Annotated in this window: 22 protein-coding genes; 6 read left to right on the top strand and 16 right to left on the bottom strand. The window is 74.2% G+C overall.

What is annotated here, in order from left to right; translation table 11 throughout:
- From ABD901_RS06700 to ABD901_RS06655, 10 genes are all read right to left on the bottom strand, one after another.
- On the bottom strand, positions 1–1,002 hold a 1,002-nt coding region (locus ABD901_RS06700), incomplete at its 3' end, for a serine/threonine-protein kinase (protein ID WP_345122362.1).
- A gap of 65 nt (positions 1,003–1,067) precedes the next feature.
- Positions 1,068–1,829: a polyphosphate--glucose phosphotransferase gene (gene ppgK / locus ABD901_RS06695; protein ID WP_345122360.1), complete on the bottom strand. Its 762-nt coding sequence runs from the start codon at positions 1,827–1,829 to the stop codon at positions 1,068–1,070.
- 87 nt (positions 1,830–1,916) lie between these two features.
- Positions 1,917–2,177 (bottom strand): Prokaryotic metallothionein, encoded by a 261-nt coding sequence (locus ABD901_RS06690; RefSeq protein ID WP_345122358.1) that lies wholly within the window; start codon positions 2,175–2,177, stop codon positions 1,917–1,919.
- A gap of 33 nt (positions 2,178–2,210) precedes the next feature.
- Positions 2,211–3,815 carry a SpoIIE family protein phosphatase gene (locus tag ABD901_RS06685; RefSeq protein ID WP_345122356.1) on the bottom strand — a complete coding sequence of 535 codons (1,605 nt, stop codon included), beginning with the start codon at positions 3,813–3,815 and terminating at the stop codon, positions 2,211–2,213.
- A complete protein-coding gene (locus ABD901_RS06680; protein WP_345122354.1) occupies positions 3,812–5,524 on the bottom strand; it encodes an ATP-binding response regulator in 1,713 nt (570 codons plus the stop codon). The genes ABD901_RS06685 and ABD901_RS06680 overlap by 4 nt, the downstream gene beginning before the upstream one ends.
- Positions 5,521–6,552 (bottom strand): ATP-binding protein, encoded by a 1,032-nt coding sequence (locus tag ABD901_RS06675; protein ID WP_345122352.1) that lies wholly within the window; start codon positions 6,550–6,552, stop codon positions 5,521–5,523. Before ABD901_RS06675 ends, ABD901_RS06680 begins: the two co-directional genes overlap by 4 nt.
- Positions 6,549–6,968 carry an ATP-binding protein gene (locus ABD901_RS06670; RefSeq protein WP_345122350.1) on the bottom strand — a complete coding sequence of 140 codons (420 nt, stop codon included), beginning with the start codon at positions 6,966–6,968 and terminating at the stop codon, positions 6,549–6,551. Before ABD901_RS06670 ends, ABD901_RS06675 begins: the two co-directional genes overlap by 4 nt.
- A complete protein-coding gene (locus tag ABD901_RS06665; protein WP_345122348.1) occupies positions 6,961–7,362 on the bottom strand; it encodes an STAS domain-containing protein in 402 nt (133 codons plus the stop codon). The genes ABD901_RS06670 and ABD901_RS06665 overlap by 8 nt, the downstream gene beginning before the upstream one ends.
- Positions 7,362–8,198 (bottom strand): STAS domain-containing protein, encoded by an 837-nt coding sequence (locus ABD901_RS06660; protein WP_345122346.1) that lies wholly within the window; start codon positions 8,196–8,198, stop codon positions 7,362–7,364. The genes ABD901_RS06665 and ABD901_RS06660 overlap by 1 nt, the downstream gene beginning before the upstream one ends.
- Positions 8,199–8,363: 165 nt before the next feature.
- Positions 8,364–8,612, bottom strand: a complete 249-nt coding sequence (locus ABD901_RS06655) for an SCO4226 family nickel-binding protein (RefSeq protein WP_345122344.1) — start codon at positions 8,610–8,612, stop codon at positions 8,364–8,366.
- A gap of 163 nt (positions 8,613–8,775) precedes the next feature.
- Here ABD901_RS06655 and ABD901_RS06650 point away from each other — a divergent pair, with 163 nt between their 5' ends.
- The 4 genes from ABD901_RS06650 (at position 8,776) to nth (ending at position 14,126) form a co-directional block, all read left to right on the top strand.
- A complete protein-coding gene (locus ABD901_RS06650; protein ID WP_345122342.1) occupies positions 8,776–11,457 on the top strand; it encodes an ATP-binding protein in 2,682 nt (893 codons plus the stop codon).
- A 51-nt stretch (positions 11,458–11,508) separates the two neighbouring features.
- Positions 11,509–12,297, top strand: coding sequence for a class I SAM-dependent methyltransferase (locus ABD901_RS06645; RefSeq protein WP_345122340.1), 789 nt, complete (start codon positions 11,509–11,511; stop codon positions 12,295–12,297).
- A 70-nt stretch (positions 12,298–12,367) separates the two neighbouring features.
- The gene (locus ABD901_RS06640) at positions 12,368–13,357 is read left to right on the top strand and encodes a malate dehydrogenase (protein ID WP_345122338.1); all 990 of its coding nucleotides are present in this window, start codon (positions 12,368–12,370) and stop codon (positions 13,355–13,357) included.
- Between the two features lie 70 nt (positions 13,358–13,427).
- Entirely contained in the window at positions 13,428–14,126 is a 699-nt protein-coding gene (gene nth, locus ABD901_RS06635; RefSeq protein ID WP_345122336.1) for an endonuclease III, read from the top strand.
- Here nth and ABD901_RS06630 read toward each other — a convergent pair.
- From ABD901_RS06630 to ABD901_RS06620, 3 genes are all read right to left on the bottom strand, one after another.
- Positions 14,119–15,204 carry a DNA glycosylase AlkZ-like family protein gene (locus tag ABD901_RS06630; RefSeq protein WP_345122334.1) on the bottom strand — a complete coding sequence of 362 codons (1,086 nt, stop codon included), beginning with the start codon at positions 15,202–15,204 and terminating at the stop codon, positions 14,119–14,121. The two genes, nth and ABD901_RS06630, sit on opposite strands and share 8 nt — an antisense overlap.
- A 170-nt stretch (positions 15,205–15,374) precedes the next feature.
- Positions 15,375–17,756, bottom strand: a complete 2,382-nt coding sequence (lon, locus tag ABD901_RS06625) for an endopeptidase La (protein ID WP_345122332.1) — start codon at positions 17,754–17,756, stop codon at positions 15,375–15,377.
- A 670-nt stretch (positions 17,757–18,426) separates the two neighbouring features.
- Entirely contained in the window at positions 18,427–19,617 is a 1,191-nt protein-coding gene (locus tag ABD901_RS06620) for an FAD-dependent monooxygenase (RefSeq protein WP_345122330.1), read from the bottom strand.
- A gap of 77 nt (positions 19,618–19,694) precedes the next feature.
- Here ABD901_RS06620 and ABD901_RS06615 point away from each other — a divergent pair, with 77 nt between their 5' ends.
- Both ABD901_RS06615 and ABD901_RS06610 read left to right on the top strand, forming a co-directional pair.
- Positions 19,695–20,267, top strand: coding sequence for a TetR/AcrR family transcriptional regulator (locus ABD901_RS06615; RefSeq protein ID WP_345122328.1), 573 nt, complete (start codon positions 19,695–19,697; stop codon positions 20,265–20,267).
- Entirely contained in the window at positions 20,264–21,454 is a 1,191-nt protein-coding gene (locus tag ABD901_RS06610; RefSeq protein WP_345122326.1) for an MFS transporter, read from the top strand. Before ABD901_RS06615 ends, ABD901_RS06610 begins: the two co-directional genes overlap by 4 nt.
- Before the next feature lie 258 nt (positions 21,455–21,712).
- On the opposite strand, the gene ABD901_RS06605 is transcribed toward ABD901_RS06610, so the two are convergent.
- The 3 genes from ABD901_RS06605 to ABD901_RS06595 all read right to left on the bottom strand — a co-directional run bounded on the left by ABD901_RS06605 (position 21,713) and on the right by ABD901_RS06595 (position 23,564).
- Positions 21,713–22,468 (bottom strand): PP2C family protein-serine/threonine phosphatase, encoded by a 756-nt coding sequence (locus tag ABD901_RS06605; RefSeq protein WP_345122324.1) that lies wholly within the window; start codon positions 22,466–22,468, stop codon positions 21,713–21,715.
- 167 nt (positions 22,469–22,635) lie between these two features.
- Entirely contained in the window at positions 22,636–22,935 is a 300-nt protein-coding gene (locus tag ABD901_RS06600; RefSeq protein ID WP_345122322.1) for a hypothetical protein, read from the bottom strand.
- Positions 22,936–22,943: 8 nt separating this feature from the next.
- On the bottom strand, positions 22,944–23,564 hold the full coding sequence (locus tag ABD901_RS06595; protein WP_345122320.1) for an NADPH-dependent F420 reductase: 621 nt from the start codon (positions 23,562–23,564) through the stop codon (positions 22,944–22,946).
- Positions 23,565–23,852: the final 288 nt, after the last annotated feature.

Raw genomic sequence — 23,852 nt, 5'->3', positions numbered from 1 at the left:
CGGCGGTGGGGGCGGCGGCAGCGGCGCGGACCGCCCGCCCGGCGGGTCGACCCGTGTCCCCGGGACCGAGCCGTGCCCGGCGGCGGCGAACCGCTGCGTCGGCGGCGACTGCGGGCGCACCGCCGCCGCGCCCTTCGCGAACGTCGCCGTCGCACCCGCCCGGCGGCCCCGGCCCGGTGCGCCGGCGGGGCGGACGGTCGCGGCGACCTGCGCGGCGGCGGGGTCGTCCTGGCCGACGAGCGCGAGGAGCACCTGGCGGGCCGTGGGCCTGCGGCCGGGATCGTCGGACAGCGCCCGGCGCACCACGCCGGCCAGGGACTCGTCGAGGCCGGCGAGGTCCGGCGGGCCGGACGCACCCTCGCCGACCGGCATGCGGCCCGTGCCGGCCCAGCCGACGAGCAGGCCCCAGGCGTACACGTCGCTGGCCTGGCTCGGCGGCCAGCCCCGCACCTGCTCGGGCGCCAGCCAGCCCGGCGTGCCGAAGTTCGGGCCGTGCCCGCCGGTCTGCCCCAGCAGCCGGGCCACGCCGAAGTCGATCACCTTCGGCCCGAACGGCGACAGCAGCACGTTGCGGGGGCTCAGGTCGGCATGGACCAGGCCGACGGCGTGGATGGCGGTCAGCGCCGCGGCCACCCCGACCGCGACCGCTTCCACCTGGCCCTGCAGCGGGCCGTTCGCGGTCGCGTAGTCGTGCAGCGACGGGCCGGCGACGTACTCGGTGACGATGTGCGCCACGGCACCGTCGAGGGCGACGTCGAGGACCCGCGCGGTGCAGAACCCGGCGACCCGGGACGCGGCGGCGGCCTCGGCGGCGAAGCGGTGCCGGAACATCGGGTCGCCGTGCAGCGCCGGGTTGATGACCTTCAGGGCCACCCGGCGGCCGTCAGGGGCCTCGGCGAGGTACACGGTGCCCATCCCGCCGACGCCCAGCAGGCCGCGCAGCCGGTACGACCCGACCTCGGCCGGGTCGCCGGCGCGCAGCGGCGCGGGCGGGTCCCCCATGGATGCCATGGTGCCTCACCCGCGCACGCGCGACGACAGTGCCCGGCGTCGCGCCGGGCCGGCGGTCAGGCCACGCCGGCGTTACGGGCGGCGAGCAGCGCCGCGCCGACGATGCCGGCGTTGTTCTGCAGCGTCGCCGGCACCACCGTCGTCGGCACGTCCACCAGGTGCAGGAACCGGTCCGCCTTCTTGCTGACGCCGCCGCCGATGATGATCAGGTCGGGCCACAGCAGCGCGTGCAGGTGCCGCAGGTACGTCTGCACCCGCTCGGCCCAGTCCGGCCAGCTCAGCTCCGCGCTCTCCCGGATGCGGTCCGACGCGTAGTCCTCCGCGTCGCCGCCGTGCAGGTGCAGCCCGGACATCTGCAGGTGGCCGAGCTCGGTGTTGGGCACCAGCTGCCCGTCGATGAACAGGGCGCTGCCGATGCCCGTGCCGAACGTGACCATGACGACCAGGCCGGACACGCCCTTGCCGGCGCCGTACTCCAGCTCCGCCACCCCGGCCGCGTCGGCGTCGTTGAGCACCGTCACCGGCTTGCCCAGCGCCTCGGCGAACAGCCGCTCCGCGGGCGCGTCTACCCACGACGCGTCCACGTTCGCGGCCGTCTTCGTCACGCCGTGCTGCACGACCGCCGGGAACGTGATGCCGATGCTCGCCGCCGGGTCGAAGGCGCCGGCGACGGCCACGACCGTCTTGACGACGGCGGGCACGTCGGCCGGTTGCGGCGTCTCGATGCGCACCCGGTCGGCCGTGAACTCCCCCGTGGCCAGGTCGACCGGCGCCCCCTTGATTCCAGATCCACCGATATCGATTCCCAGAACGACCACAGCAGCTCCTTCACGCCGATCGGCTCCACGTACTTGCGCGTTACCCAATCATGGCGGCCCAGAGCGATGATCACCGGGGCAAAACACTCAGCCGGGGTACGCCCCGACCGCGTCACGGATCTCGAACCCGGCCGCCGAGTCGGCGGAACGGGCACAGTGCGCACAGCAGTAGAACTTGCCCGACACCTCCGAGCCGTGCCCGACGATGCGGGTGCCGCAGTGCTCGCACAGCGGCGCCAGCTTGTGGATCGCGCACTCGAACGAGTCGAACGTGTGCGTGCCGCCTCCGACCGTACGCACCTCGAACGCCATGTAGTAGTCGTTGCCGCAGGTCTCGCAGACCGCCATGTTTCTTCCCCCCGTGGTTGCCTCCACGAAGCGTCACCGCCCGGGGCGTGCCGCCGCAACCGGTTCGGCCGAAATCCCCCGCCGGATCACCAGCAGGGCGACGTCGTCGTCGGTCTCCTCCCCCAGCCCCGCCAGCAGCTCGTCGCACAGCGCTTGGAGGTCCACCGGCCCCGAGTCCCGGGACATGCCCGCCACCAGCGCCGCGCGCAGCCGGTCCATGCCCTCGTTGAAGGTGTGCCCGCGCCGCTCGATCAGCCCGTCGGTGACCAGCACCAGGGTCTCGCCCTCGGCGAGGGTGAACGCCGTCTCCGCGTCATGCGGCGTCGGCACCCCCAGCAGCGCCACCCGCCCCTCGACCGTGCTCACCCGCGACCCCGACACCCGAAACGGCGGCGGATGCCCGGCGTTGGCCAGCCGGACCTCCCCGCTGGCCGGCTCGATGCGCAGCAGGCACATCGTGGCGATCTCCTCCGGCAGGAACAGCAGCATCATCCGGTTCAGCCGTTCGAGGGTCGCGCCGGGCGCATGGTCCTCGGCGAGGTAGGCGCGCAGCGCGTGCCGCACCTCCGCCATGATCGTCGCCGCCCGCAGCGAGTGCCCGGCCACGTCGCCGATCGCCGCGACCACGTACCCGTCCACCGCCACGACCTCGTAGAAGTCCCCGCCGACATACGCGTGGTCGCCGGCCGGCCGGTAGCGCACCGCGATGTCGTAGCCCGCCACCGGCGGCAACGACGTCGGCAGCATGCTGCGCTGCAGCGTCAGCGCCGTGCGCCGCTCCTCGTCGTAGCTGCGCAGCGCCTCCACCGCCAGCGCCATCGCCTGGCCGAGCTGACGCAGCACGTCGGCGTCGTCGTCGCCGAACCCCTCCGCCGGCACCGCGATGTGCAGCGGCTCCCGGCCCTCCTTGGCCCGCGCCACGACCCGCCACACCGGCACGCCCGGCCACGGCCCCACGTCCTGCCCGAACAGCTGCGTCCCGGCCCGCCCGCCGAGCGGGTCGACGTCGAACTGGGCCCGCACCGCCGGGCGCGCCTGCGCAGCCCCGCCCGGGCCGTCGACCAGCACCGCGAGGGCACCCGTCTCCGGCGACGCCGCGGCGACCGCGGCCGGACCGCCGAACACCCGCGCCGCCCCGTCCGCGCCGAGGCGCAGCAGCTCCGGCAGGCTGGTGGCGGCATTGATCGCCGCCGTCGTCTCCACCAGGCGGGTCAGCCGCCCGGCGAGGCGTTCGGCGCGGTGCCGGGCGCGGGAGTACCGCAGCAGCGCCCCCACCGTCGCCAGCAGCTCGTCCGGGTCGATCGGCTCGGCCAGGTACGCGTCGGCGCCCCTGGTGAGCCCCTGCGTGCGGTCCACCGCGTGCACCGCCGTCGCCGAGATGTGGACCACCGGCACCGCCGCCGTGCGCGGGTCATCCTTGATCCGCTCCGCGACCTCGAACCCGTCGATGTCCGGCAGCCGCACGTCCAGCACCACCAGCTCCGTCGGCGTCGCCGCGTCGTGCAGCAGCGCCAGGGCCTCCCCGCCGGTCGACGCCTCCGTGACACGATGGCCTTCGCGGCGCAGCCAGCTGGTGATGACATACCGCTTGGACGGGCTGTCGTCGACGACCAGGATGTCCGCCGCGGCGCCGTTCACCGCGCCAGCCCGGCCACGAGGTCCACGACCACCTGCCGGCTCAGGTCGTCCTTGGCCAGCACCGCCCGCGCCCGCGCCAGCTCCGCCACGTCGAACTCGGTCACGTCCGCGCCCGTCACCACGAACACGGCGACGTCGTCGAAGCCCCGGTCGGCGGCCAGCCCCGCCAGCAGCTCGGTGCCGTCCCCGCCCGGCATCCGCAGGTCCAGGAAGATCACCGACGGGCGTTCACGCGCCGCGATCGCCAGGCCGGAGCGCACGTCCGCAGCCTCGCTCACCTCGCCGGCGATCCCGGCCAGCAGCCGCCGCAGCAGGTGCCGCGCGGCCGGGTCGTCGTCGACGATCAGCGCCCGCTCCACCCTCGGCAACGGCCCGGCCGCCACCGTCTCGACCGGCTCCTCCGGCAGCGCCGGGCGCAGCGGCAGCTCGAGGGTGAACGTGCTGCCCTCCCCCGGCTCGCTGACCATGCTCAGCGACCCGCCCAGCAGGATCGCCAGCCGCCGCGCATACGGCAGGCCCAGGCCCGTCCCGCCCGCCTGCCGGGCGCCGCGCACCTGGTGGAACTCCTCGAACACCCGGGACTGCTCGGCGTAGGGGATCCCGATGCCCGTGTCCGCTACGGCGATCAGCAGCCGCTCACCGTCGACCCAGCCGCTCATGCCGACCGAGCCGCGGTCGGTGAACTTCAGCGCGTTGGCGAGCAGATTGCGCAGGATCTGCGTCAGCAGCGTCTCGTCGCCGACGAGCTGCACCGCCGGCGGCTCGGCCACCTCGAGCTCCACATCGGGCTTGGCCAGGGGCCGCAGCGTGCCCCGCAGCTGCCCGAACAGCGCCGCCAGGTCGACCGGCCCCCACGCCGGCTCGATGCGCCCCGACTCCGCCTTCGCCAGGTCCAGCAGGTCGTTGACCCGCGCCAGCAGGTCCGCCGCCGAGCCCTGCACCAGCTCCAGCTGGTGCGTCTGCTCCCCGCCCAGCGGCTCCGAACGCGGGTCCAGCAGCAGCCGCGCCAGCCCGATGATCGCCGTCACCGGCGCCCGCAGCTCGTGCGAGACGTTGGCCAGGAACCGGCTCTTGGCCTCGTTGGCCTCCCGCAGCTGCGCCGAGCGCTCGTCCAGCTCGGCATACAGCGCGACCACGCCCTGGTTGGTCTGCTCCAGCTCCTCGGACAGCTGGGTGTACAGCGCCATGACGCCCCGGTTGGTCTCCTCCAGCTCCGCGTTGAGCTGCAGCAGCTCGTCACGGTGCGCCTGGACCTCCTCCAGCGCCGACACGAGCTGGCGGTTCTGCACGCTCAGCTCGTCCAACGCGGTCGTGGGCACGCTCTGCGCCAGCTCCGCGCGCGCCTGCTCGAGCCGCTGCGCGCCGACCTGCCCGGGCAGGCGCCGCGTCAGCACGATCCGCTCGTCCTCCACCCGCACCTCATCCATCAGCCGGGCCGCTGCCGCGACTCCCTCCGCCATGCCCGTACCCACCCGGCCCGGCGACACAACAATCGCCAGGTGGGGCCACGGATCGTCGAGCGCGGCGAACGTCACCGTCGCGCCCGGCACCAGCCGCCCGATCTCGCTCAGCGCCGTGGCCACCCGCACCTGGTCCTGGTACTCCATGCCCAGCGCCGCGGCCACCTCCCGCCCCCGCTGGCGCAGCACGAACACGTCGTGCTCCTCGCGCAGCACCATCCGCAGCACGGGCGCCGGCTCCCAGGTCACGCCCCCTCACCCCCGCGGGCCACGGCCACGCACGCGTCGTCGCGGCGCACCCCGGCCTCGCGCAGCAGCGTCGCCGCCACCAGCAGCGGGTCCCGCCGCGCCAGCCCCGGATACTCGCGCAGGCTCCACCGTTCCGACACCCCGTCGGAGTGCAGCACCACGACCCCCTCGGCCGGCAGGTCGTAGGCGAACTCCCGCACCACGCGGGACTGATGCCCGACGATCCCCGGCATGCTCACCATGCCACGGCGCTCCCCGTCCGGGAACGCGATCGTCCCGGCCACATTGCCCAGGCCGGCGAAGACCACCGAGCCGCCGCCCAGCCGCGCCACCGACACCGCCGCGCCCCGCGTGTGCGACACCGTCCGGTGCACGTGCTCCAGGATCGCGCCCGGCGCCGACAGCGGCGTGGCCAGGAACGCGTCGACGACCGCCGCCGAGGCCGCCGCCGCGAGGGGGCCGTGCCCGAGCCCGTCGGCGACGAGCACCAGCAGCCCCCCGTCCGCGGCCACCCGCGCCGCGAAGCGGTCCCCGCACACCTTCTCCCCGCTGATCGGCCGCGACAGCCCGCCGACCGCCGCATGGCCGACCGGCCCATGCCCCTCCGGCCACAGCTGCGCGGCGAAGACCGTGCCCCGCCCCGGCTGGGAGTAGCCGGTGGCGCGGTCCGACAGACGCTGCACCGCGCCGAGACCGATGCCGAGGGTACCCGCCGTCGAATGCCCGTCCAGGGAGCTCAACGGCAGGTCGGCCATCCCCGGCCCGCTGTCGAGCGCGACGAGCTCGACGCCGCCGACCTCCCCGCGGCGCAGCAGCCGCACCGACAGCACGCCGCCGTCGGCGTGGCGGTGCAGGTTCGACGCCAGCTCCGCGGCGACGATCGCGACCTCGCCCGAGCGCTGCTCGGTAAAGCCGAGCCGGCGCGCGCAGTCCATCGCGACCCTGCGCGCGACACCCGCGGCACCGGCCTCGTCGACCGCGAGCCAGCCGAGCTCCTCGACCGTTGGTGGCGAACTCGGGGCGCTCACCGGGCCCACTTGGTCACCGACACGCGAGTGCCGGCGCCCGGGCTCGTGTCGATCTCGAACTCGTCGACCAGGCGCCGCGAGCCCGACAGGCCCAGGCCCAAGCCCGAGCCGGTGGTGTAGCCGTCGGTGAACGCCAGGCCCAGGTCGACGATCCCGGGGCCGGAGTCGACGAACTCGGCCCGCACCCCGGCCCGCCGGCCGTTGTGCACCCCGGCCACCGTCGCGTACCCGCCGCCGCCGTGCACGAGCGTGTTGCGCGCCAGCTCGCTCGCCGCGGTCACCAGCTTCGTCTGGTCGACCAGCGGCAGCTTCGCGGCCACCGCGGCGACCCGCACCGCCTGCCGGACCCGCACGACGTCCTTGTCGTCGACGATGTCCAGCCGCTGCGGCGCCGCGGCGGCCGCCGGCTCAGTCAACGTCGTCCTCGCGGGCGGCGAGCAGCCCCACGCCGTGGATGTGCCTGGCCGCGGCGAGGATCTCCAGGGCCTTGTCGACGTTGAGCGCGGTGCGCACGCCGTTGAGCGACAGGCCCAGCTCCACCAGCGTGATCGCGACCGCGGGGCGCATGCCGACCACGACCGTCTCCGCGTCGAGCACCCGTGACACCGCCGCGATCGTGGAGAGCATCCGGCCGATGAACGAGTCGACGATCTCCAGCGCCGAGATGTCGATGACCACGCCGTGCGCGCCGGTCTCCACGATCCGGTCCGACAGGTCCTCCTGCAGCTGCAGCGCCGTCTGGTCGTCGAGGTCGATCTGGATCGACACCAGCAGGATGTCGCCGATCTTCAGGACGGGCACGCGATCCATCAGAGCGCCCGGGAGCGCTTGGCGAACTCGACGCCGCTGGCGCGCAGGGCGTGCACGAGCGCGTCGGCGAGAGTCGCCTTCGTGACGATGTCACCGAACTCGATGCCCAGCGCCACCACCGTCTGCGCGATCTGCGGCCGGATGCCGGAGATGATGCACTCCGCGCCCATCAGCCGGGCCGCGACCACGGTCTTGAGGATGTGCTGCGCCACCTGGGTGTCCACCGCCGGTACGCCGGTGATGTCCACGATCGCGTAGCCGGACCCGGTGTCGACGAGGGTCTGCAGCAACTTCTCCATCACCACCTGCGCCCGCGCGGAGTCCAGCGTGCCGACCAGCGGCACCGCCACGACCCCGTCCCACAGCTTCACCACCGGCGTGGACAGCTCCAGCAGCTGCTCGGTCTGGTCGGCGATGATCGACTCGCGGGTCTTGGCGTAGGTCTCGAACGTGAACAGCCCCATCGCGTCGACGAGCGGCGAGAGCGCCAGGAGGTCGGCCGGCTCGGCCCCGGGAAGGCCGAGCGCGACCTCCTTCACGGTGAAGACCAGGTTTGCCGTCTCCGTCGGGGTGAACCCCTGCCGGGCCCAGCGCTGCGACAGCTCGGTCAGCGCGGCGCGCGACTCGCCGCCGAGCGCGCCGGCCAGCTCGCCGTCGCCGTCGACCATCCCCAGCAGCGCCCCGTACACGTCGCGGACCTGCGCGGTCAGCTCGGCGTCCGTGAGCCGGCCGCGCAGGGTCCGGGACGCGGCCTGCGCCCAGCGCTGCAGGACCTCGTCCTCGTGCGATCGCAGGAGCTCGCTGAGCCGCTGCCTGGCCTCGGCGTTCACCTTCACTCGATCCACTCCCCCTACGAAAAAGCTCGATTTCGCAGTGGACGGTACCGCTCGTCGCTCCCCCCGGCGAACGCAGACACCTATTTGTTGCACAGCAATAGTTGCGTGCTTTCGATGTGCCGTGCGCCGCTTCGCGCCTGGCGTCCTAGGAAGCTAGGTTGAAGGTCAGACCTCGATCGGCAGCTCGTACACCTCGGTCGTCGGGTGCCCCGCCTTCTCGTGCACCCGCATCACCGCCTCCTTGCTCGGCCCCGTCGACAGGCAGAACACCTTGCCCGACTCCGGGTCGAGCCACGCCCGCTCGAAGTGCACCCCCTCCTCGCCCTCGATGGCGAGGTCGGCCTCGTGCGCCGCCGCCAGCTGCTCCGCGGTGACGCCGACGAAACCCTCGTGCACGTCCATGAACTTGGCCATCTCAGTCGTACCTCACTCGTGGTCCGGGCCGCGCCGATCGCGGCCCTGCTGACCACCAGCGTTCGCGGCGCCCGTGCCCGCCGCATCGGTACATCGACCTACCGAGGCTCCACGGCGCTTCGCATGTCAGCGCCACGTCAACCCCGCGCCATACGATCCTGAGGTGCACGAGGCGTACCGGGCAAGGGGCCGGCAGGTGAGCCCGTCCCTCATCGGCCGGGACGACCTGCTGGCGCTGTCCGCCCGCCGCCTGCGCGAGGCCGCCGACGGCCACGGCCACCTGCTCTTCCTGGCCGGAGAGGCCGGCATCGGCAAGACCCGCCTGCTGCACGAGGTCCTCGCCCGCACCACCGGCCCCGCCTACGTCGCCGGGGCCTTCCCCGGCGACGCCGAGGTCGCCGGCGGCCTGCTCACCGACCTCGCCGTTGAGCTGCGCGCGGCGGGCGAGCCGGGCGCCACCGACGCCGGTGAGCGCATCGCCGAACGGCTGCGCAGGCGCGACGAGGACGGCGACGCGCTGCAGCGGCGGCGCACGCTCGCCGCCGACCTCGCCGACGCCGTCGCCGGCCTCGCCGCGCCCGGCGGGCCGCTCGTCGTCGTGGCCCTCGAGGACCTGCACTGGGCCGACGACCTCACCCTCGACGTGCTCGAGCGGGTCGCCCGGCGCCTCGCCGGGGTGCCGCTGCTGCTCGTGTGCACGTACCGCAGCGACGAGCTCTTCCCCGGCGCGCCCATCCGCCGGCTGCGCGCCCGCCTGCTCAACCAGCGCCTCGCCGAGGAGGCGCGACTGGCCCGGCTCGGCCCGGACGGCACGGCGGCGATGCTCGCCGCGATCACCGGCGACACGCCCGCCGCCGACGCCGTCGCGGCCGTCCACGGGCGCAGCGACGGGATACCGCTGCACGTCGAGGAGTTCGCGGCGGCGCTGGGGGCCCTGCCCGGGGTACCACTGCCGGATCTGGCTCTTCCCGAAACCCTCGCCGACGCCGTTCGAGCGCGGGCCGAGGCGCTGCCGGAGACGGCGCGGCGGGTGGCCGGCGCGGCCGCGGTCATCGGGCGGGACTTCGGGCTCGACCTGCTCGCCGCCGTCGTCGGCGAGGAGCCGGCCGACCTCGACGAGGCGCTGCGCGAGCTGCGGGACCGGTTCTTCATCGAGCCGGCCGGGGACGGCGACGCCTTCGACTTCCGCCACGCGCTCATCCGCGACGCGCTGTATGCCGACCTCGCCCCGCTGCGCCGCCGCGACCTGCACCGCCGGGCCGCCGAGGCGGGCGCGGCGCACGGCCTCGACGAGGCGTGCGTCAGCGACCACTTCGAACGGGCACAGCGCCCGGCCGACGCGCACCGCCACGCCGTCGCCGCCGGGCGGGTCGCCGCCTGCATGTCGGCCAACCGCGAGGCCGTCGACCTGTTCCGGCGGGCGCAGCGCACCATGCCATCGGCCACGCCCGACGAGGAACGCGCCCGGCTCCTGGCCGACCTCGCCGAGTCCCTCGCCGCCACCGACGACAACCGGGCGGCCGAGGCCGCCTACGCGCAGGCGATCGCGACGCTGCAGCGGGCCGGGCGCCGCGACCTCGCCGCCCGGCTCGCGCCGCCGCTCGTCGCCGTGCGGCACCTGCTCGGCGCGGCGCTGCCCGAGCGGGCGGCGACGCTGCAGGCCGCCCTCGGCGACGCCGCCGACGACGCCGACCGGGCCGCGATCGAGGACGCCCTCGCCGCCGCGTACATGCTGGACCGCCGCCTCGACGAGTCGCTGCGCCACGACCCGACCGGCGCCACCCTCGGAGCCGTACTCGTCTTCGCCGGGCGGATGGAGGACGGCTGGCGGGTCCTCGGCGACGCGACCCGGGCCGCCGAACGGGCGGGGCGGGAAGCGGAGGCCGCCCGGGGGTACCGCATGATCGGCACCAGCGCCTCGGTGCTCGTCGAGTACGACCTGGCCGCGCACTGGCTGCGGGCCGGCATCGCGTACGCCGAGCGCACCGAGCGGTTCAACGACCGCAACTACATGACCGCGCACCTCGGCCACGTCCGCTGGGCCACCGGCCACCTCGACGAGGCCGAGACCCTCGCCCGGCAGTCGCGCGCCGACGGCGAGGGCGGCGTCACCACGCTCATCACCGCCCTGCACGTGCTCGGCTTCGTCGCCCTGTCCCGCGGCGACCTGACCGCCGCCCGCACCCACCTCGGCGACGCCCTCGCCCACGCCGAACGGATGGCGGAGGTGCAGCGGCTCTCCCCGGCGCTGTGGGGCCTGGCCGAGCTGGCGCTGCTCGAGGACGACCCGGCCACGGCGATCGCCCTAGTCGAGCGCGGGTCCGCCGTCTCCGCCGCGGTCCGTGACGCCGCCTACCTGTACCCGCACGTGGTCACCGGCGTCCGCGCGTACCTGGCGGCGGGCGACCCGGACGGCGCCGCCGGCTGGCTGGCCCGCGTCTCGCCGCTGCTGCGCGAGCGGGCCATCCCCGGCACGCTGCCGGCTCTCGACCACGCGGCCGGGCTGCTGCACCTGCGGTCCGGGCAGACCGGCCGGGCCCGGCAGTGCCTCGAGCGGGCGCAGGCCGGATGGCGGGAGCGGCACCGCGCGTGGGAGGGCGCCCAGGTCGCCGGCGACCTCGCCCGCTGCGCCCGGCGGTCCCGGCGCCTGTCCCTGCCGCCCTCGCCGCTCTCGCCCCGCGAGCTGGAAGTCGCGCGGCTGATCGCCGGCGGGCTCACCAACCGGCAGATCGGCACGGCCCTGCACATCACGCCCAAGACCGTCGCGGCGCACGTCGAGCACATCCTCGGCAAACTCGAGGTGCGCAGCCGCGCGCAGGTCGCGGCCTGGGTGACCGCTTTATAGCGTTGTTATCGCGTTGCGGCCCGGTGCTCCCCCTCGGCAGACTCGACCGCCATGAACGACCTCGAGGAACTGCTGCGCGAGGGCGCCGACGCGCCCGTCGAGGGCTGGGACTTCTCCTGGTTCGACGGGCGGGCCACCGAGGAGCGCCCGCCATGGGGCTACGCCAGGCGCCTCGCCGAACGGCTCACCGCCGCCACCGCGGCGCTGGACGTGCAGACCGGCGGCGGCGAGGTGTTCCGCGAGGCGCTCACCGGCGCCCGCGAGGCCGGCGGCGGACCTTCCCGGGTCGCCGCGACCGAGTCGTGGGCGCCCAACGCGGCCCTCGCGCGCGAAGCCCTGGCGCCGTTCGGCGCGTCCGTCGCCGAGGTCGCCGACGACGCGCCGCTGCCGTTCGGCGACGGTGCGTTCGACCTCGTCAGCAGCCGCCACCCGACCGTCGTCGGCTGGGCCGGCATCGGGCGGGTCCTCGCGCCCGGCGGCACGTACTTCGCCCAGCACGTCGGCGTCGGCACCGCCGCGGCGCTCACCGACTTCATGATGGGGCCGCAGCCGGTCGGCGACGGGCGCAGCGTGCGCCGGGCCGTCGACGGCGCCAAAGCGGCCGGCCTCGAGGTGCTCGACGTGCGCGAGGCGAGCCTGCGGCTGGAGTTCTTCGACGTGGCGGCGGTCGCGGTGTACCTGCGCAAGGTCATCTGGATCGTGCCCGGGTTCACCATCCAGCGGTACCGCGACCGCCTGGCCGCCATGCACGAGCTCATCCGGCGGGATGGTTCCTTCGTCGCGACCACGGCCCGGTACCTGATCGAGTGCCGTAAGCCACACGCAGTGGACGGATGGTGAACGCCCGTTGGGGCGGTGAGGATAGTTTGAAGGCGAAGAGCACACCCGCCGCTGCTGCAGGAGAAGTCTGATGAGCGACTCGTCCGTCAATGTCACCGTGACCGGCGCGGCCGGCCAGATCGGCTACGCGCTGCTGTTCCGCATCGCCTCCGGGCAGCTGCTCGGCGCGAACACGCGGGTCAAGCTGCGGCTGCTGGAGATCCCGCAGGCCGTGCGCGCCGCCGAGGGCACCGCCCTGGAGCTGCAGGACGGCGCGTTCCCGCTGCTGGCCGGCGTCGACGTGTTCGACGACCCGAAGACCGCCTTCTCCGGCGCCAACGTGGCGCTGCTCGTCGGCGCCCGCCCCCGCACCAAGGGCATGGAGCGCGGCGACCTGCTCGAGGCCAACGGCGGCATCTTCAAGCCGCAGGGCGAGGCGATCAACGCCGGCGCCGCCGACGACATCAAGGTCCTCGTCGTGGGCAACCCGGCCAACACCAACGCCCTCATCGCCCAGCGCAACGCGCCGGACGTGCCGGCCGAGCGGTTCACCGCGATGACCCGCCTCGACCACAACCGCGCCGTCGCCCAGCTCGCCGGCAAGCTCGGCGTCGCGGTCTCCGACATCCACAAGGTCACGATCTGGGGCAACCACTCCGCGACGCAGTACCCGGACATCGTCCACGCCGAGGTCGGCGGCAAGAACGCCGCCGAGACCGTCGGCGACCAGCAGTGGATCGCCGACGAGTTCATCCCGCGGGTCGCCAAGCGCGGCGCCGAGATCATCGAGGTCCGCGGCGCCTCCTCGGCCGCCTCCGCCGCCTCCGCCGCGATCGACCACGTCTACGACTGGGTCAACGGCACCCCCGAGGGCGACTGGACGTCCGCCGCGATCGTCTCCGACGGCTCCTACGGCGTGCCCGCCGGCCTCATCTCCTCCTTCCCGGTCGTCTCCCGCGGCGGCCGCTGGGAGATCGTGCAGGGCCTCGACATCGACGAGTTCTCCCGCGCCCGCATCGACGCCTCCGTCGCTGAGCTCGCGGAGGAGCGCACCGCCGTCGAGCGCCTCGGCCTCATCTGACGTCTGTGTCCTTGGCGACGGGCGGCCCGACGGGGCCGCCCGTCGCCGGTCCGGCGCGTAGGCTCGTGCGGTGACGCCGAGCACCGTGGACGAGCCCACCATCGCCGAGACCCGCCGGGCGCGGCGGATTCTGCGCCTGCTCACCGCGCGGTATCCGGACTCCCGCCTCGAGCTGGACTTCTCCTCGCCGCTGCAGCTGCTCGTTGCCGCGACGCTCGCCGCGCAGACCCTCGACGAGCGGGTCAACGCGGTCACCCCGGCGCTGTTCGAGCGATACCCGGCCGCCGCCGATCTCGCCGCCGCCGACCCGGCCGAGATGGAGCAGATCCTGGTCCCCGTCGGGTACTACCGCAAGAAGACCGCCAGCGTCATCAAGCTCGCCGCCACCCTCGTCGAGCGCCACGACGGCGAGGTCCCCGCCACCCTCGAGGAGCTCGTCGCGCTGCCGTCGGTCGGGCGCAAGACCGCGAACATGGTGCTCGGCAACGCCTTCGCCACCCCCGCGATCTCCGTCGACACCCACGTCTCCCGGGTCGCCGAGCGCCTCGGCTGGTCGCCGGCCAAGGACGTCCTCGCCGCCGAGACCGCGATCCAGGCACTGTTCGAACGCAAGGACTGGGTGACGGTCAACCTGCTGCTGATCCTGCACGGCCGGCGCACCTGCCACTCGCAGCGCCCCGCGTGCGGCGCCTGCCCGCTGTCGCCGGAGTGCCCGTCCAACACCATCGGCGAGACCGACCCCGAGAAGGCCCGGGCCCTGCTCAAATAGCCGCGAGCCGGGCCCGCTCGGCCGCGAGCTGCTTCGCCGGCACGCGGCCCTGCTCCTCGAACAGCGTCGTGCCGTCCGCGTCCCACACCCCGGCGACCCGCCCGCGGCAGGCCACCACGCCCGAGATCCACCCTGCGGCGCGGCTCACCTGTGCCCTTCGCTCCTTCGGCACCATGCGGGTGTCCGCGGTACCCGGGCCGAGCACGAACTGGTCGAACGGCGGCAGCAGCCGCACCTCGTCGAACGGCTCGACGTCGGCGAGGGACTCCAGGTCCTCGGCCCGCGCGTACAGCCGCTCCCCCTCGACGTCGACCTGCGCCAGCACCCCGTCGCTGACCAGCCCGTCGAACCATCCGCGCAGCGCCGCCTTCTTCGACGCGCCGCGGATCAGCCACTGGTCGAACGCCGCCGCCGACGCGGGCCCGTACGCCCCCAGGTAGGCCGGTATCGCGACCCGCGCCGCCGCCTCGGGCCCGGGCAACCCCGCCCACCCCAGCAGATACGTGTCCGGCCGCGTGAACGTGACCCGGTTGTCGCCCTCGCTGTTCGGCCCGTAGACCAGGACTCCCCGCCACGCCAACGGCTTGAGCACCGCGCCCCACCCCGACGCCAGGTGCTCCCGCAAGGAGTCGTCCTTCGCCCGCTCGACGACCGCGGCGGCCAGCTCCTCCCGGGTCAGCACCGCCCCGTCGAGCACCTCGTACGCCGCCTCGGCGATCTTCTCCAGCTGCGCCACGGTCACGAACGTCTTCTGCCACGGCGCCTTCTCCCACGTGCGCGCCGCCGCGAGCAGCGCCAGGAACGCCGGCGCCTGCCTGGCCTCCAGCAAGTGCAGGGTGCCCCGCTGCGCCCACGTCTTGACCAGCAACTTGTCCTGCAGCGCCGCCCGCACGCTGTGCGGCTGCGGCACACGCTGCCGGGCCGCGACGGCCTGCTCCGCGCACGAGGCGACCTGTGCCTGCACCCCGGCCAGCGCCCGGACGACGGTCACCGGATCGTCCGCCTCGGCGGGCCGGTGCAGCAGCTGGCGCCGGCATCGCCAGTGCAGGACGTCGTCCCAGGTCATCGACAGCGTCACGCCGCCACGGTACAGCGAACAGGGCCCGCACCCACTCAGGTGCGGACCCTGCTGTTCATCGCGGCGCGTTCGCGTCTGACCGGGTTACCGGCTCCAGGCCCGGTGCGGCCGCGGCACGACGCGGCCGGCACCGCGCCCCCAGGGGGTGGGGTCGCGGTGCCGGACGTCGGTCAGATGCCGGCCGGGACGTAGTCCGGCACGGCCGGACCGTCGGCGTCGGAGCCCGGGCCGGCGGCACCGTCCTCGGGCCCGGCGGCGTCCTCCGCCGGGCGCAGCGCCAGAGCCAGCACGTCGGCGACGTCGGCCAGGGCGTGCACCTTCAGCTCGCCGCGGATCTCGTCGGGCAGGTCGTCCAGGTCGGGCTCGTTGCGCTTCGGGATGATGACCTCCGTCAGCCCCGCGCGGTGGGCGGCGAGCAGCTTCTGCTTCACCCCGCCGATCGGCAGCACCCGCCCGGCGAGCGTCACCTCGCCGGTCATCCCGAACTCCGGCCGCACCGGCCGCCCGGTGGCCAGCGACGCCAGCGCCGTGACCATCGTGATGCCCGCGCTCGGCCCGTCCTTCGGCACCGCGCCCGCCGGCACGTGCAGGTGGATGCGCCGCCCCGCCAGCCGGTTGGGGTCGATGCCGAGCCGCCGTCCGTTCGAGCGCAGGTACGACAGCGCGATGTGCGCCGACTCCTTCATCACGTCGCCGAGCTGACCGGTCAGCGTCAGGCCGGGCTCGCCCTCCATCGAGGTCGCCTCGATGAACAGCACGTCACCGCCCGCACCCGTCACCGCGAGCCCCGTCGCCACGCCGGGCACGGCGGTGCGCTCGGCCGACTCCGGCGTGAACCGGGCCCGCCCCAGGTACTTCGCGACCTCGTCCACCCCGACGTTCACCGGCGCCGGGTCGCCGGCCAGCGCGACCGCGACCTTGCGCAGGATCTTGGCCAGGGCCCGCTCCAGCTGCCGCACACCCGCCTCGCGGGTGTGCTCCCCGGCGATGCGCGCGAGCGCCTCGTCGGTGATGGCGAAGTCCGCCGGCTCCAGCCCGGCCCGCTCCAGCTGCCGCGGCAGCAGGTGGTCCCGGGCGATGGCGACCTTCTCCTGCTCGGTGTACCCGTCCAGGGCCACCAGCTCCATGCGGTCCAGCAGCGGCCCCGGGATGGTCTCCACCACGTTGGCCGTTGCCAGGAACAGCACGTCGGACAGGTCCAGGTCGACCTCGAGGTAGTGGTCGCGGAACGTGTGGTTCTGCGCCGGGTCGAGCACCTCGAGCAGTGCGGCGGCCGGGTCGCCCGCGTATCCGGCGGCGAGCTTGTCGACCTCGTCCAGCAGCACGACCGGGTTCATCGAGCCGGCCTCGCGCAGGGCGCGCACGATCCGCCCGGGCAGCGCCCCGACATACGTGCGCCGGTGCCCGCGGATCTCCGCCTCGTCCCGGATGCCGCCGAGCGACACCCGCACGAACTTGCGCCCCAGCGCCCGGGCGACGGACTCGCCGAGGCTGGTCTTGCCGACCCCGGGAGGCCCGGCGAGGGCGAGCACGGCGCCGGAGCCCCGGCCGCCGACGACCTGCAGGTTCTTCTCCGCCCGCCGGTTGCGCACCGCCAGGTACTCCAGGATGCGGTCCTTCACGTCCGCCAGCCCCGCGTGGTCGGCGTCGAGCACCGCACGCGCGGCCGCGAGGTCGGTGTTGTCCTCGGTCCGCTCGTTCCACGGCATCTCCAGCACCGTGTCGAGCCAGGTCCGGATCCAGCCGGCCTCCGGCGACTGGTCGCTGGCCCGCTCGAGCCGCCCGACCTCGCGCAGCGCCGCCTCCTTGACCTTCTCCGGCAGCTCCGCGGCCTCGACCCGGGCCCGGTAGTCGGCCGACCCGTCGGGCTCGTCCTCACCGAGCTCCTTGCGGATCGCGGCGAGCTGCTGGCGCAGCAGGAACTCGCGCTGGGTCTTCTCCAACCCGTCGCGCACGTCCTGGTTGATCTTCTCGTTGACCTGCTGCTCCGCCGCGTGCGCACGCGCCCACTCGACGAGCAGCTCCAGCCGCGCCGTCACGTCGGGCGCCTCGAGCAGCTTGATCTTCTGCGCGAGCGTCAGCCACGGCGCATACCCGGCCGAGTCCGCCAGCTCGGACAGATCCGTGATCTTCTCGACCGTGTCGATGACCTGCCACGCGCCGCGCTCCTGCAGCACGCCGATCACCAGCGCCTTGTACTCGCGGGCCAGCTCCCGCGCCTTGCCCGCCGGCGCCGCCTCGTCCAGCGGGGTGGCTTCGACCCACAGCGCTGCGCCCGGCCCGGGCACCCCGGCACCGATGCGCGCCCGCTCGAGCCCGCGGATCACGGCCGCCGGCTCGCCGCTGGGCAGCCGGCCGACCTTCTCGAGGACGGCGATGACACCGAACGACCCATATGCGCCGTCGACCCGCGGAACCGCAAGGACCCGCTTGTCACCGGCCGCGCGCGCCGCGTCGACGGCCGCCTGCGTGGGGGCCTCGAGCGTCACGGGAATGACCATGCCAGGAAGCAGGACGTCGTCGTTGAGTGGAAGAACCGGGAGAGTTGCCATCAGGACACACCTGCCATCAGTAGGTTGAGCGTGTCAGGCTTAAGTTACAAACGGTGCCCCATGTTCCCTCCAGTGCCTCCCATGTGAGCCAGGCCACTGCTTCTCGCCACTCCGGCTCCCAGGCCCACTCCCCACTCGCCACTCCCGGCCTGGCGGGCGGCGTTCTCTGTCACTTCGGCCCGGCCTCTCCCCTCGGCCCGCTCTCGCTTCCCTCGGCCGGGTAGGTCGCTCGGCCCGCCCGGGCGGAATGAGCTCCGACCCAGCAGTGCCGTCACGCGAGGCAGCACACCGACCCATGCAACGCCCGTCACGCGCCAGCAACTCCCACGCCGGCAGCGCCGTCCGCCGTGCAGCGCCGTCCGTCGGGCAGCGCGCTCGGGCCGGATGCCGGAGCCCGCACGGCCCCGCAGCGCCGCCATACAGCCGGCGTCATGCGCGGCAGCCGCTTCGGCCTCGGAAAGGCCGCGCGAGCCAGTGCTCCGACGTGGGCAGCGCCCGTCACGCGAGGCCGACCGCCATCCGGCGCAGCGCCGTCAAGCCGAATGCTGGACACTCCACACGGCCCTACGGCGACGGACCGCTCTCACCGTCCGCCATCCGGCGCGGCACCGTCCGGCAGGATGCCGGACGCCGCACGGCCGTGCGGCGCCGGACCGCTCTCACCGTCCGCTCATCGCCCTACCAGCTCCGGCAGCTCATACGAGGGCAGGTCGAACGCCGTCGCCGTCCTCGTCGCCAGGTACTTGAACATGCGGCGCGCCGGCGGCAGGTAGCGCACCGTCTTGAAGAAGCGGTTCCGCTGGGCGATCTTCTTCTCGGTCGAGGGCACCAGGAAGTCGGGGCTGCCGTCGGCCTGCTTCTGGCAGGTGGCGACGTAGGGGCGCATCAGCCGCTCGTAGCGCTCGAAGGCCGCCCGATGGTCGCCGCGCGCCGCGTCGAGCTCGCCCGCCAGGACGTGGGCGCCGACGACCGCGAGGCCGGTGCCGTTGCCGCCGGGGCCGCCCGCGAAGCCGGCGTCGCCGAGGAGCACGACCCGCCCGTGCGACCAGCGGTCGAGACGGATCTGGGTGGTGGAGTCGAACCAGAAGTCCTCGGCCCGCTCCATCGCCTCGAGCAGCTCCGGCGTGCGCCAGCCGACGCCGGCGAACCGCTCGGCGATGATCCGCCGCTGCTGGTCGACGTCGCGGTAGTCGAAGCGCAGGCCGGGCTCGGCGAACGACATGGACACGATCTGGTCCCCGCCGTGCGGCGACATGACCGAGACGGCGCGGTTGGGTTCGTTGTACATGAACCCGCTGCGCACCAGCCCCATCGTGCCCGGCATCGTGAAGATGCCGCCGTAGACGCCCAGCGGCTTGGTGTGTGCGGGGTCGTCGCCGAACACCAGGCGCCGCACGCCCGAGTGCACCCCGTCGGCGCCCACCACCAGGTCGAATCGCTGCGGCGGGGCCTCGGCGAACGTCACGTCCACGCCGCGCTCGTCCTGGGCGATCGCCGTGATCTGGTCGCCGAAGCGATATCGCACGTGCTCCCGCGTCGCCGCGTAGAGCACGTCGGCGAGATCCCCCCGCAGGACCTCGAGATCGCCGCTGAAGATCGCCGAGGGCAGGGCCGCGACCTGGGTGCCGGCGGCGTCGACGATCGCGATGTCGCCCATGTGCGTGGCGCGCGCCTCGAGGCTGTCGCGCAGCCCCATGCGCCCGAGGGTCTCCATGTGCACCCGCCCGCGGAAGTCGACCGCGTAGCCGCCGCCCCGCAGTGCGGGCGCCTTCTCCACGACGGTGACGTGATGCCCGTAGCGCTGGAGCCACAGCGCCAGCGAAGGTCCGGCGACGCTGGCGCCCGAGATGAGGATGTCCATGCCGAGGACCATACACCCGTCCTACACGTTTGTATAGAACGCTTGTATAGAACGGCTGTATAGTAAGATCGTGAACCATGGGACACCGCGAAGACCTGCTCGAGGGCGCCGTCCGCTGCCTCTACGAGAAGGGCTACGCCCGCACCACGGCGCGCGACATCGTCGAGGCGTCCGGCACCAACCTGGGCTCGATCGGCTACCACTACGGCGGCATGGCCAACCTGCTCAACGCCGCCCTGGAGCGAGCGGTGGAGAACTGGGGCATGGAGCTGGCCGGCGCGGTGCTCAACGCCGACGCGGAGGGGCTGACCGGCGCGGCGCGCTTCGAGACGTACTGGCAGCACATGATCGACACCGTGACCGCACACCGGCCGGTGCTCATGGCGACCTTCGACGCCTTCCTGCAGATGGACCGCTCGGCCGAAGTGCGCAAGATGCTCGTCAACGGGATGCGCGACGCGCGCCACCTGTGGGCGCAGGTGTTCCACGGCATCGACCCCGAGCTCGAACCGGTGCGGGCCGACCAGATCGGCTCGCTCTACCAGGCGCTGATCAGCGGCGTGCTGGTGCAGGTGCTCATCAACGCCGACGACGCGCCGACACCGCAGGACCTCACGGCGGCGCTGCGCGCGGTCGCCGCGTCGCTGTGATCCGCCGGGCCGCGCCGCTGCTGATCGCCGGCGTCCTGCTCATCGGCGCCGTCGGCCGCGCACCGCTGACCTCCGTCGGCCCGCTCGTCGCCGACCTGCGCGCCGACCTGGGCCTGTCGTCGGCCGCGACCGGCCTGCTCACCACGCTGCCGCTGCTCGCCTTCGCCGGGTTCTCACTGCTCGCGCCGCGCATCGCCGCCCGCATCGGCCTCGAGCGCAGCCTCGGCCTGGCCCTGGCGCTGCTCGTCGCCGGCATCGCGGTCCGCTCCCTGCCGAGCCAGCTGTGGACCGGCACCGTCGCCGTCGGCGCCACCATCGCCTGCTTCAACGTCCTGCTGCCCGGCGTCGTCAAGCGCGACTACCCGGACCGCGTCGCCCAGCTCACCGGTGGCTACACCGCAACGCAGAGCGTCGTCGCCGCCGTCGCCTCCGGCACCGCCGTCCCGCTCGCCGCCCTGCTCGGCGGCTGGCGCCTCGCCCTGGCCGCCTGGGCGCTGCTCGTCCTGGTCGCGGCCGCGGTCTGGGCCCCGCAGGTGCGCGACGGCCCGGCCGCGGCTCGCCCGACCCCGGCGCGCGCCGCCCTGCCGTGGCGCAGCACCCTGGCCTGGCAGGTCACACTGTTCATGGGCCTGCAGTCGCTGTGCTTCTACGTCCTCGTCGCGTGGCTGCCGACCTTGGAGCGCGACCACGGCATCCCCGCGGCCGTGGCCGGCTGGCACCTGTTCGCCTACCTGGCCGCCTCCGTCGTGGCCAACCTGACGGTCCCGGTCCTCATCCGCCGCCTGCCCGACCAGCGCCTGATCGGCCTGGCGTGCGCCGCCTGCATCGCCACCGGCGTGGCCGGCCTGCAGTGGCTGCCGTGGACGCCGGCATTTTCCCTGGCTGCGGTACTCGTGTCAGGCTTCGGCGCCGGCATGGCCATCGTCGTGTGCCTGTCCCTGTTCAGCCTGCGCACCACCAACGAGGCACAGACCGCCGCCTTGTCAGCGATGGCCCAGTCCGTCGGCTACCTCCTCGCCGCGACCGGCCCGGTCCTGATCGGCGCCCTGCGCGACACGAGCGGCGCCTGGACACTCCCCGCCGTCGTACTGTGCGGCGTCTGCGCCACGATGGCCGTCTTCGCCGTCCTGTCCGGCCGCGCCCGCACCCTCCCCGCCACGCCCGCCGCCGAGCCCCCGCCACCGTAGGCTCCACGGTCACTTCGCGAGGATGGCATCCTCGCCACCTGCCCGGCCCACGCCCGCACCCACCGCCCCACCGCCGAGCCCACGGCACCGCAGGCACCACGGCGACTGCGCGGCGATGGCCGCTTTCGCCATCGACACCCGGCGAGGCTGGAGCGGCGAGCCGTGGGCGACACGTTCGGCCGCGAATGGGCCGGGGACCGGGCGACGAGCCGCCGCGGGGTGAGAAGTCCGCTGCGACGCTCAGTCCTGCGGCACGACCTACGCGACCTTGACCACGACGGTCGTGGCGTTGTCGCGGCCGCCGGCCGCCAGGGACGCCGACACCAGGTCGGCGGCCATCACGTCCGGGGGCGCGCCGGAGCCGAGGGTGCGCTCCATGAGCTGATACGGGACCTGTTCGGCGATGCCGTCGGTGCACAGGCAGTACACGTCGCCGGGGAACATGGTCACGCTCAGGACGTCGGGCTCGGGTAGGCCGGGGTGGCCGATGAAGCGGTGCAGCTGGTAGCGGGCGGCGGCGGCCTGCGGGGAATCGGCCGGATACCAGCCGTGGACGGCGCCGAGCCAGGCCGCGGTGTGGTCGACGGTGAGCAGTTCGAGGAGGCCGCCGCGCAGCCGATACACGCGGGAGTCGCCGATCTGGGTCACCCAGGCGCCGGTGGCGTCGGCGACGAGGGCGGTCAGGGTGCAGCCGGTGAGCTCGCGCAGCTCCTGGCCGGCGGCGCGGACCCGGCGCTGGGCGTCGGCGATCGCGGCGAAGAGCGGGGTGGGCTCGAACGGGCCGCGGTGCTGCTGCACGGCGGCGGTGAAGACATCGACGGCCATCCGGCCGGCGGTGCGGCTGCCCTCGCCGGCGCCCATGCCGTCCGCGACGACGGCGCACAGGCCCGGGCGACGCTGCAGCTCGGCGGCGTGCAGCACGTCGAAGTTGGCCGGATAGCGCCGGCCGACCTCCGTGGCGGCCCCGACGCTGAGCTGTCGCCCGGCGCCCTGGACCTCGATCGTCATCGTCATCGCGTGCCAGCGTAGCGGTTGCCGTGACGTCCCTGCGGCCCCGTGTTCATCGTCCGTTCAGCGTTGATCAGTGACGTTCGTCGCTATCTCCGAACCACCGCCACCGATGTACCGCATATCCGGAAATACGGGCGGTCTCGTCCAACGCAGCGGGGCAGGCCACGGGGCTACGCCGCGGTGCGGTACGCACGGACCTCCCACGTGCCGTCGTCGCGACTGAGCCAGCCGTCGATCTCGCCGCCGAGCTCGGCGAACATCATCACCCGGTCGTACACCCAGTCGGCGAAGTCGTCCTGCTCCTGCTCGGTAAGGCCGGTGCGTACCGCGGCGCCGAACGTGATCAGGCCGGTGCCCTCCAGCGGCGACGCGCCCAGGACACCGACGACGCGCTCGTCGTCGGGGGCGATGTCGTCGCGCTCCTCGACCTCGAGGTACCCGCCGTCCGGCATCTCGACCAGGAACGCCACGGCGCAGCTCAGCGGGTCGCGGCGGCCAGGCCCGCGCGCACCTCGTCGGCGTCGCCGTCGGTGCCGTACACGGGGGTGCCCGGCTCCTGCCGCCAGCTGTCGTCGAGCCCGCCCGCGTCGATCGGGTCGAAGCCGAGCTCGTCGACGAGGCCCATGACGAGACGCTTCGCGGTGGCGTCGTCGGCGGCGACGGGCAGGGCGATGCGGCCGGCGCTGCCGGGCGGGCGGCCCATGCCGAGCAGGTGGTCGGACTGGATGTTGTTGAAGACCTTGACGAGCTGAGCGCCGGGCAGCAGGCCCGCGGTCCAGCGGCTGGACGTGCTGCCGCCGTCGATCTCGGCGATCTGCCCGTCACGGGACGGGTAGTAGTTGTCGGCGTCGATCACGACGCGTCCGGCGAGGTCGGCGGCGGGCAGGGCGGGGACGGCCCGCAGCGGTACCGCCAGAATCACCAGCTCCGCGTGCGCCGCCTCGGCGGCGGTGCCGGCGATCGCCCCGGTCTCGGCGGCCAGCCCGGCGAGCGATCCGGGCCCGCGCGAGTTGGCGACGGTGACGTCGTGCCCGAGCTCGCGCAGGCGGCGGGTGAGCGTGCCGCCGATGTGCCCGGACCCGATGATGCCGATCTTCATGCGTCTCCCCCATAGAGCGCCGAGTGCCGTGCCGCTCCCACGCTACCCGCGACACGGCGTCGCATCCGGCCGATCGCCGCGCCTCGCCATTTCCGTGCGAACCGTACGTGTCCGCGTGACCGCCTTGCGTTGCGGCCGCGGCGCGCACCGAACGGCAAGGCGTCGTGAACGTTGCGCGGCCGCTCGGCCACGTTGCGTCATACGCGCGGCACCCCTGCGCGACGGAGCGCTATGGCGGCGCGGCGGGGAGTGAGTGCGACAACGCGCAGGTAGGACACATGGCGTGTG

Source organism: Dactylosporangium darangshiense (assembly GCF_039537565.1).
Classification (GTDB): Bacteria; Actinomycetota; Actinomycetes; order Mycobacteriales; family Micromonosporaceae; genus Dactylosporangium; species Dactylosporangium darangshiense.
This window is presented reverse-complemented; position numbering and strand designations above follow the sequence as displayed.

What these genes read in the sequence shown, in the direction of transcription:
- ABD901_RS06620 (WP_345122330.1), bottom strand. Translation starts at nt 19,617, where the DNA reads ATGGACATCCTCATCTCGGGCGCCAGCGTCGCCGGACCTTCGCTGGCG.
- lon (WP_345122332.1), bottom strand. Translation starts at nt 17,756, where the DNA reads ATGGCAACTCTCCCGGTTCTTCCACTCAACGACGACGTCCTGCTTCCT.
- ABD901_RS06615 (WP_345122328.1), top strand. Translation starts at nt 19,695, where the DNA reads ATGGGACACCGCGAAGACCTGCTCGAGGGCGCCGTCCGCTGCCTCTAC.
- ABD901_RS06690 (WP_345122358.1), bottom strand. Translation starts at nt 2,177, where the DNA reads ATGGCGGTCTGCGAGACCTGCGGCAACGACTACTACATGGCGTTCGAG.
- ABD901_RS06605 (WP_345122324.1), bottom strand. Translation starts at nt 22,468, where the DNA reads ATGACGATGACGATCGAGGTCCAGGGCGCCGGGCGACAGCTCAGCGTC.
- ABD901_RS06595 (WP_345122320.1), bottom strand. Translation starts at nt 23,564, where the DNA reads ATGAAGATCGGCATCATCGGGTCCGGGCACATCGGCGGCACGCTCACC.
- ABD901_RS06645 (WP_345122340.1), top strand. Translation starts at nt 11,509, where the DNA reads ATGAACGACCTCGAGGAACTGCTGCGCGAGGGCGCCGACGCGCCCGTC.
- ABD901_RS06655 (WP_345122344.1), bottom strand. Translation starts at nt 8,612, where the DNA reads ATGGCCAAGTTCATGGACGTGCACGAGGGTTTCGTCGGCGTCACCGCG.
- ABD901_RS06665 (WP_345122348.1), bottom strand. Translation starts at nt 7,362, where the DNA reads ATGGATCGCGTGCCCGTCCTGAAGATCGGCGACATCCTGCTGGTGTCG.
- ABD901_RS06640 (WP_345122338.1), top strand. Translation starts at nt 12,368, where the DNA reads ATGAGCGACTCGTCCGTCAATGTCACCGTGACCGGCGCGGCCGGCCAG.